8 protein-coding genes are annotated in these 7,109 nt (G+C 42.1%); all 8 read left to right on the top strand.

The genetic code is table 11. From position 1 onward, the window contains the following. On the top strand, positions 1–1,293 hold a 1,293-nt coding region (locus tag Q384_RS12815; RefSeq protein ID WP_211251121.1), incomplete at its 5' end, for a VENN motif pre-toxin domain-containing protein. A 1-nt stretch (position 1,294) separates the two neighbouring features. Continuing rightward, positions 1,295–1,546, top strand: coding sequence for a hypothetical protein (locus Q384_RS12420; RefSeq protein ID WP_051941058.1), 252 nt, complete (start codon positions 1,295–1,297; stop codon positions 1,544–1,546). A gap of 106 nt (positions 1,547–1,652) precedes the next feature. After that, the gene (locus Q384_RS12415; protein WP_037588721.1) at positions 1,653–2,153 is read left to right on the top strand and encodes a hypothetical protein; all 501 of its coding nucleotides are present in this window, start codon (positions 1,653–1,655) and stop codon (positions 2,151–2,153) included. Positions 2,154–2,732: 579 nt separating this feature from the next. Beyond that, positions 2,733–3,845, top strand: coding sequence for a toxin C-terminal domain-containing protein (locus Q384_RS12810; RefSeq protein ID WP_051941055.1), 1,113 nt, complete (start codon positions 2,733–2,735; stop codon positions 3,843–3,845). Positions 3,846–3,850: 5 nt separating this feature from the next. Continuing rightward, positions 3,851–4,381: a hypothetical protein gene (locus Q384_RS12405; protein WP_037588718.1), complete on the top strand. Its 531-nt coding sequence runs from the start codon at positions 3,851–3,853 to the stop codon at positions 4,379–4,381. 215 nt (positions 4,382–4,596) lie between these two features. Further along, the gene (locus Q384_RS12805) at positions 4,597–5,517 is read left to right on the top strand and encodes a toxin C-terminal domain-containing protein (RefSeq protein WP_156956588.1); all 921 of its coding nucleotides are present in this window, start codon (positions 4,597–4,599) and stop codon (positions 5,515–5,517) included. Between the two features lies 1 nt (position 5,518). Next, positions 5,519–6,463, top strand: coding sequence for a hypothetical protein (locus tag Q384_RS12390; RefSeq protein ID WP_156956587.1), 945 nt, complete (start codon positions 5,519–5,521; stop codon positions 6,461–6,463). Positions 6,464–6,606: 143 nt separating this feature from the next. Continuing rightward, on the top strand, positions 6,607–7,109 hold a 503-nt coding region (locus Q384_RS12385), incomplete at its 3' end, for a hypothetical protein (RefSeq protein WP_156956586.1).

The raw sequence follows: 7,109 nt of genomic DNA, 5'->3' as shown, positions 1-7,109 counted from the left end.
TTAGGCTTATTGCTGAACGTGGTTTCCTCAGGCTTAAGCGCACCGACCGACAGCTTGGGCGGAATACTGGCGGCAAGTGCGAGCCCGGTAGCGGCACATGAGATTGGGCAGTTCTTTAAAGAACAAGCTGCGCAGAATGATGACGGCAAATTAACAACAGGACAAGAAGCCGCCCACATCGCCGCTCATGCCATACTTGGTGCTGCGGTTGCGGCGGCAGGTGGAAACGATGCCGTCACCTCAGCCCTTGCCGCAGGCGGAGCGGAACTGGCAACACCTATTGTATCGCAATGGCTGTACGGGACATCAGACCCTAAAGAATTAACGGCGGAGCAGAAAGAAACGCTGAGCAGTATTGGCGGGCTGATAGGGGCTAGTGCGGGAGCGGTCAGTGGAGATGTAAGCAGTATTGTTGCAGGTAGCCAGGTGGCTCAGAATGCGGTGGATAATAACTATCTGAGCCAAGCACAGCAGGTTCAGAGAGATAAAGAGATTGCTGCCTGTCAGACCCTGTCTTGCAGAGCAGGAGTACGCGCGAAATGGACTGCCGTTGACATGGGGCAAGATGGTAGTTTTGCGGCGGGAATGATTGCCGGCGTTCCGGCAGAGTTGTATGGCACAGTTAACGGTATCGTAGAAATAGCCAGCAGTCCGATTGAAACCTATCAGGCACTGAAAACCCTGTTTAGCAGCGGCGATGTACTGAGCAATGTTTCAGATGCGGTGAAACAATCTTATATTGACCGCATCAACGAAATGGAAGTTGAATACCAAAAAGCCGGCACCAGTGGTTCGTTTAATGCGGGCGTTGAAGGCGGGAAACTAATCACGGATATAGCTGGATTGATTGCCGGTGGTGGTGGTGTCGTGAAAGGCGGCACGGTACTGACGGAGAAAGTAGTAGCTAAGGTTGCTGGTAAGGCTGAATCGGCGGTTGTTGGGGCGACAAAAGGGACGGCTTCAATAATTAGTCGCGAGGCAACGAGTTCCCTTCAAGGATCAAAGCTTAACGATTACTACCGCCAACTCGAAAAGTACGGGCAAGCAGGTGTAAAAGAACTGGAGAATGGAAGTTTTCGTTTTTATAGCGAAATTAAGCCTGCTAGTACTAAAGGGGAAATGGCTGGTGCCCGATTAGTTCGTGAATGGAATCCTTCATCGGGTAAGACGCGTACTTGGTATGAAACTGTTGATCATGCTGGAAATGTTAGGAGTGTTGCTCCTAAGCCTGTGGTAGAAGATAAGAATCATCGTATTTTTGATGCTGATGGTAATTATCAAGGGAGGAGATAGCATGTCTCATATCATACCATCTAGAGATGATTTAACGTGTAGATTAGAAAGGCTTTGTTCTGGTGAGGAAAGCCGGGAGCAAGTTTCAGCATGGGCAATGTCAATTATTGATGATGATACAATTAGGATCAAAGATCCCATTGTATGGGATGTTCTCGAATCGTTAGGAGCAGTCGACCTGCCATCAACGGATAAACCCTATTTATATGATCTGATTGATTTTGAAAGTTGGTTATTAAAATTATCTCAATAGTGAAGAATTGCCCCAGTTTTAATGGTAGTAAGGGTAGATATGAGTTAGTTATTGATCCAAAAACAAGTACTGTGCTTCATTTTCTATTTAAAAGTGGGAAATGACTATGAGTATACTATTTGAATTTAATAAATCAGATAGACCACTTTTGGGAAAGTTATTTTATTATCAATCAGAATATTCTTTAGATTTTATTGAATATCCTGATGAAGATTTTACTAAACTTCCTAGTGCTAGAGGTTATACATCCATTTCTGTAGATACACTTCAAATTGAAATTGATATAGATACTGGGAAATTGCTTTATCCCTGGGGATTGTTTCCATTAGTAAATGCTATTGAGAAACCGCTTATATTGCCAAGTAGCTATTATGGTGAAATATATATTAGAGTTAGAAATAGTAAATTAATATCTGGAGTATCTATTGACTTTCCTAGTGCTAAAAATTGGGTACTATATAAAGATTCATCTTCTGGCTGGATTTTTATAGGAGATCGCAATATTATTCAATATTCTTTTTCTATTGAGTTTGCTAGAAATGTTATAGCATCTATAGAAAATAATAATATTGTTGCTTTTTGGATGAAGCCTATTGTTGAGGCTTAGTTAAGTGTTTTAACCTCAATCGAAACAGCCTGATAACCGGTAGCCTTACATATAAAAGAATTGAGTGGTGGCAAATCTACTTATTAAGATAAGTTAACGGGAACAGTAGTTATCCGTAAATTGATGACAATCAAGATATTCAATATCTTGAGGAACTTGAAAATTATTTTTCTAATCATCATTTTCATTTAAGAGGAACTTCAACGCCAATTTTTTATATAGGATTAAATCCTAATAAAATAGGAGAAATTTCTTATAGAAATAAAAAAATATATCATGTCTATAATTTTGATATGGATATGTTTATTAATCAATTTGAAAAAGAAATTAATAAATTTATCCATAATCAATAATTATTCTGAAAATTAAGGTTAGCACCGAAAACTATGCCGAACACACAGGCTACCTGAAAAATATAGCTAAACTATTAAATTTTTCAAAATGACTTGCCGGGAAAATTACGGCTAATTGTCTGAAATTTGCTGAATAGGCTATGTTTGTTTATTTTGAAAATAATAATAGTATAGCTATAACTTTGATAAAGACAAAGTACAGGTAGAGCTGGATTTACAGCGCGAAGTGACTCAGGAATTCAGCCAAAACGTCCAAACCGCACAGACTGAGCTGAATAAAAGCAAAGACGCGATTAACGAGAAGCTGAAAAATCCCGACTTAACCGCCGAACAACGCGCCGAATTGGAACAAAAACACGATAATTTGGATAATTTAGGCTTATTGCTGAACGTGGTTTCCTCAGGCTTAAGCGCACCGACCGACAGCTTGGGCGGAATACTGGCGGCAAGTGCGAGCCCGGTAGCGGCGCATGAGATTGGGCAGTTCTTTAAAGAACAAGCCGCGCAGAATGACGACGGCAAATTAACCAAAGGACAAGAAGCCGCCCACATCGCCGCTCATGCCATACTTGGCGCAGCGGTTGCCGCCGCAGGTGGAAACGATGCCGTAACCTCAGCCCTTGCCGCAGGCGGAGCGGAACTGGCAACACCTGTTGTATCGCAATGGCTGTACGGCACATCAGACCCTAAAGAATTAACGGCGGAGCAGAAAGAAACGCTGAGCAGTATTGGTGGGTTGATAGGTGCGGGGGTGGGTGCAACCACTGGGGATATTGGTAGCATTGTTTCAGGCAGTCAGGCGGCTCAGAATGCGGTGGATAATAATGCTGTTAAAGCCGCTGCTACAGGGTTAAAAGTTCTATATAAATCAGCTAAGAAATTTGCTAAAAATGGCAAGATAAACATATCAGATTTAAAGCAAACCTTAAAAGATGAAGGTTTAGATATACTTGATAACGCCATGACCTTAGCTGATGGTCAAATAACTTGGGATGATGCTAAAGCAATAATTGATTTAGCTGTTGGTACTGGATTTAATAAAGCGAACAAAGGTGAAGCATTAAAAAAAATCAATGATATTGTTGATAAAAATAATAGAAAATCTACGCAGGTTATGTTGAAAACAACTGCTGATGCAACTCGAGATGCATCTAGGTTAGGATATTCTAAAACAAAAGATTACCCCTTTGATAGCCATGGACAAGCAGTATATAAAAGAGGTAATAAATATATTACACGAGATGCAGATGGTCATAATGGAGGCGTATGGAAAATTTACGATTCAAAAGGGGATCGTAAAGGAACTGCAGATGAAAATTTGAATATTATTAAGGAATAATTTTTATGAGACAATTAATTAGATTTTTACCTCAAGATATTAATGAAAATAATATCGTTAAAGCTCAAATATTACTAGGTGATAATTATGAAACATTTGAATTATACACAGGAGATTGGTCTAAAGAAGATTTTGTAAATCAATGGAAAAGTGCGGTTCGACTATCTTTAAAAAAAAGGGAAACAACAGCATTATTTAAAAATTATAAACATGATTCGATTTCCGGAATAAAAATACTTTGGCTATATACAATTATTCCAGAAGAATTGGCGTATCCGGATAAATTCATTCACGCAGATGGTGTAGATTTTTATATAACTGAATCATTTAGATTTTTTACAGAAAAATTGGAAATATTAGCAGATGATGCCTCTTATAATTTAATAAATAAAAATTATGGTCACTATTTTCCAATCTATTGGCTTAATATACATAAGTTAGAAAGATTTTATTTATATTTATCAGATCGAGTTGAAGGAATCTCTCATTGGAAAGTAAATAAGCAAGATTTAAAGAGTATTTTAAACTATTTATAATTGCGACGGCAATAGCGAGTCTGGCACTGATTCAGCAAATCGGCGCGTATTTCAAAGCGAACGCCGCGAAGAACAAACAAGACAACGGCGGTCGCCCCGAAGAAGGCAGCGCCGCCCACTTAGCCGCGCATGCGATATTGGCAGCGGCTGTTGCCGCGGCAGGGGACAATGACCCATTGAGCGCGGGGGTTGCGGCAGCGGGTACGGAAGCCGTAATGCCGGTGGTATCCCAATGGTTATTCGGTACAAAAGACCCGAGCAAACTGAGTGCGGAGCAGAAAGAAACACTGAGCAGCATCGGCGGATTGATCGGTGCGGGTGTTGGTGCGGTTAGCGGTGGGGGTACGGCGGATATTGTATCGGGCAGTCAGGCGGCGCAGAATGCGGTAAATAATAATGCGCTAGAAGAAGCCAGAGAAGCCGTAAAAATACTGGAAAATGCTGCGCTTAAAGATAAGCCGGAAAGTCAGATTGATGTTGCGCGAAATGCAGGTGTGAAAATTGGTGCAGCAGCAGCTGATGGTACTTTAGGTTCAGTAGGATATGGCATAGACGCACTCAATGCAGTTGCTTACTGTTTGGGTGGTGAAACAGGGTTATGCCAGCAAGCACGCAGTCAATTTGATCGAAAAACAGCAGAAGGATTTGATTCACTGTTTGCGACCATAGACTCAGTCATGAACCCCGAGACATATAAAGCCACATATGAACTCTTTCAAAGAGCAAAAGGAGGTGATTTAGCAGCAGAAGAGGCACTTGTTACGTTTATTGGATCGGTTGCCAAGAAAAACCCGAACACGAGTGTGTTGAAGAATACTTCTGCTATAAAGAAAGTTGATGATTTAACCGAACTTAAGACGGCAGAAGACGCAGCCAAACTCGCCAAAAAAGGTGAGGCATTCTACAAGACGAACGCAGAAGCCGCGAAAGCAGCAGATGCGATGGGCTACACAAAAATCAAAGAGACTGTGCATGGGCAAACGATTTTCTATGACGGAAAGCAATACATCACCCGCGACATAGACGCGCATAATGGTGGCGTCTGGAAAATGGCTTATTCAGTCAAAGATCTTGGCTCAAAATCAACGCGTAGAGGCACTTTCAATGCTGACTTGTCTAAACAAATTGGGGACTGAAATGAAAAAAACACATAAAATTCAGTGGGACAGCAACAAAAAGCTCTCAGATTTGATCGCTGCGCTACAATCTTTCGAGGATCAAAATTTGGAAGTCCTGATTTCTGTGGATGGGGGGCAAAGTACCCGACCAATCACTTTCTCTGGGAATAAAATGGGGAATAATTTGATAAATTTTGCCCTTGCTAGTTGGCAGACTAAGCTCTCACCCGAAACGGGGTTGCCCAAGGCATCCATACCAAATTATTTGGCTTGTGGTAAAGAAATTTCACAACTGATTGAGGAGTTGAAAATTTACGAGAACGAACCAGATCGCATCGTCAAGATTTCCGTTGATGATGGCGATACTTGTTTCCCAATCAGTCGGATTGAGCAGAGAGATAAATACAATGAAGGCGACCATCTCGCCTGTGTGTTGATGTTTTGCCCGAACTGTGCGGAGGATGAAATGAAGAAAACACATCGAATCCAGTGGACGGAAGATGAAATCCAGTGGGCGGATGATGAAATGAAGAGAACACATCGAACCCAGTGGGAGAGCAGTGATAAAAAGCTCCCAGATTTGATCGCTGCGCTACAATCCTTTGAGGATCAGGATTTGGAAGTTCTGATTTCCGTGGATGGGGGTCAAAGCACCCGACCAATTACGATGTTTGGAAACAACACGGGATGTTGTTTGCTGAGTTTTATGCGTACACATTGGATGATGTACGTTTCATCCGAAACGGGGCTGCCCAAAGCATCCGTACCAAACTATTTGGCGCGCGGCAAGGAGATTTCGCAAGTGATCGATGAATTGAAAATCTGGGAGGGTGAACCAGATCGTATCATCGAGATTTCCGTTGACGATGGGGAGAATTGTTACCCTGTCAGCCGGATTGAGCATAGAGATAAATACAATGAAGGCGACCGCCTTGCCTGCGTGTTGATGTTTTGTCCGAGCTAAAATGCGCTGCTGATTTTTACGGGGTTGATTATTAAGATTGGGTTATCAATATTTTTCATATTGGGAGGAATTGGTAAGTAAATAGAAAACTCTGTTTTTTACTAAATTATTTGATAAAAGTAATTTAAATGGCTTATTAAATTTTGAACTTAAAGCTACTTTTATTTGTATTACTCTCACTATTGAGTAATTACTTCACATATGCTGCTATAGGCTGCCTAAAAAATCTACCCAATTTTTCAGGCAGCCTGACCAATGCGCATATCCATTTTTTACAAGCTGAAACCCACGGCAGCCACGTATCTGCCGAAGCGGGCGACATCGGCATCCAAGCCAAACAAATCGACATCAGCGCCGCAGAAAACAGCTACCGCAGCGAATACCGACAGGAATCAGAGCAAAAAGGCATCAACGTCAGCGTCAGCGCGCCCGTGGTCAGCGTCGTGGAAGACACCGTCAAAGGCGCGGTTAACGCCGTACAATCGACCCAAAAAATCGGCGCAAGCAACAACGGCCGCGTCAACGCCATGGTAGCGGCGAACAGCGGGTATGGCCTGTATCAAGCGGGTAAAAACCTGAACAACATAGGCGAGAACCTCAAAAACGCCGCCGGCGCAGACCAAGCCAAAGTCAAAGTGGTTGTTAC

The sequence above is a fragment of the Stenoxybacter acetivorans DSM 19021 genome (assembly GCF_000745895.1).
Lineage (GTDB): Bacteria > Pseudomonadota > Gammaproteobacteria > Burkholderiales > Neisseriaceae > Stenoxybacter > Stenoxybacter acetivorans.
Note: the sequence above shows the minus strand (reverse complement) of the source record. Positions and strands in the feature narration are given on the sequence as shown.

Bases quoted from the DNA above. Each gene is read 5' to 3' on its own strand.
- Q384_RS12420 (WP_051941058.1), top strand. From the start codon at position 1,295: ATGTCTCATATCATACCATCTAGAGATGATTTAACGTGTAGATTAGAA.
- Q384_RS12415 (WP_037588721.1), top strand. From the start codon at position 1,653: ATGAGTATACTATTTGAATTTAATAAATCAGATAGACCACTTTTGGGA.
- Q384_RS12405 (WP_037588718.1), top strand. From the start codon at position 3,851: ATGAGACAATTAATTAGATTTTTACCTCAAGATATTAATGAAAATAAT.
- Q384_RS12805 (WP_156956588.1), top strand. From the start codon at position 4,597: ATGCCGGTGGTATCCCAATGGTTATTCGGTACAAAAGACCCGAGCAAA.
- Q384_RS12390 (WP_156956587.1), top strand. From the start codon at position 5,519: ATGAAAAAAACACATAAAATTCAGTGGGACAGCAACAAAAAGCTCTCA.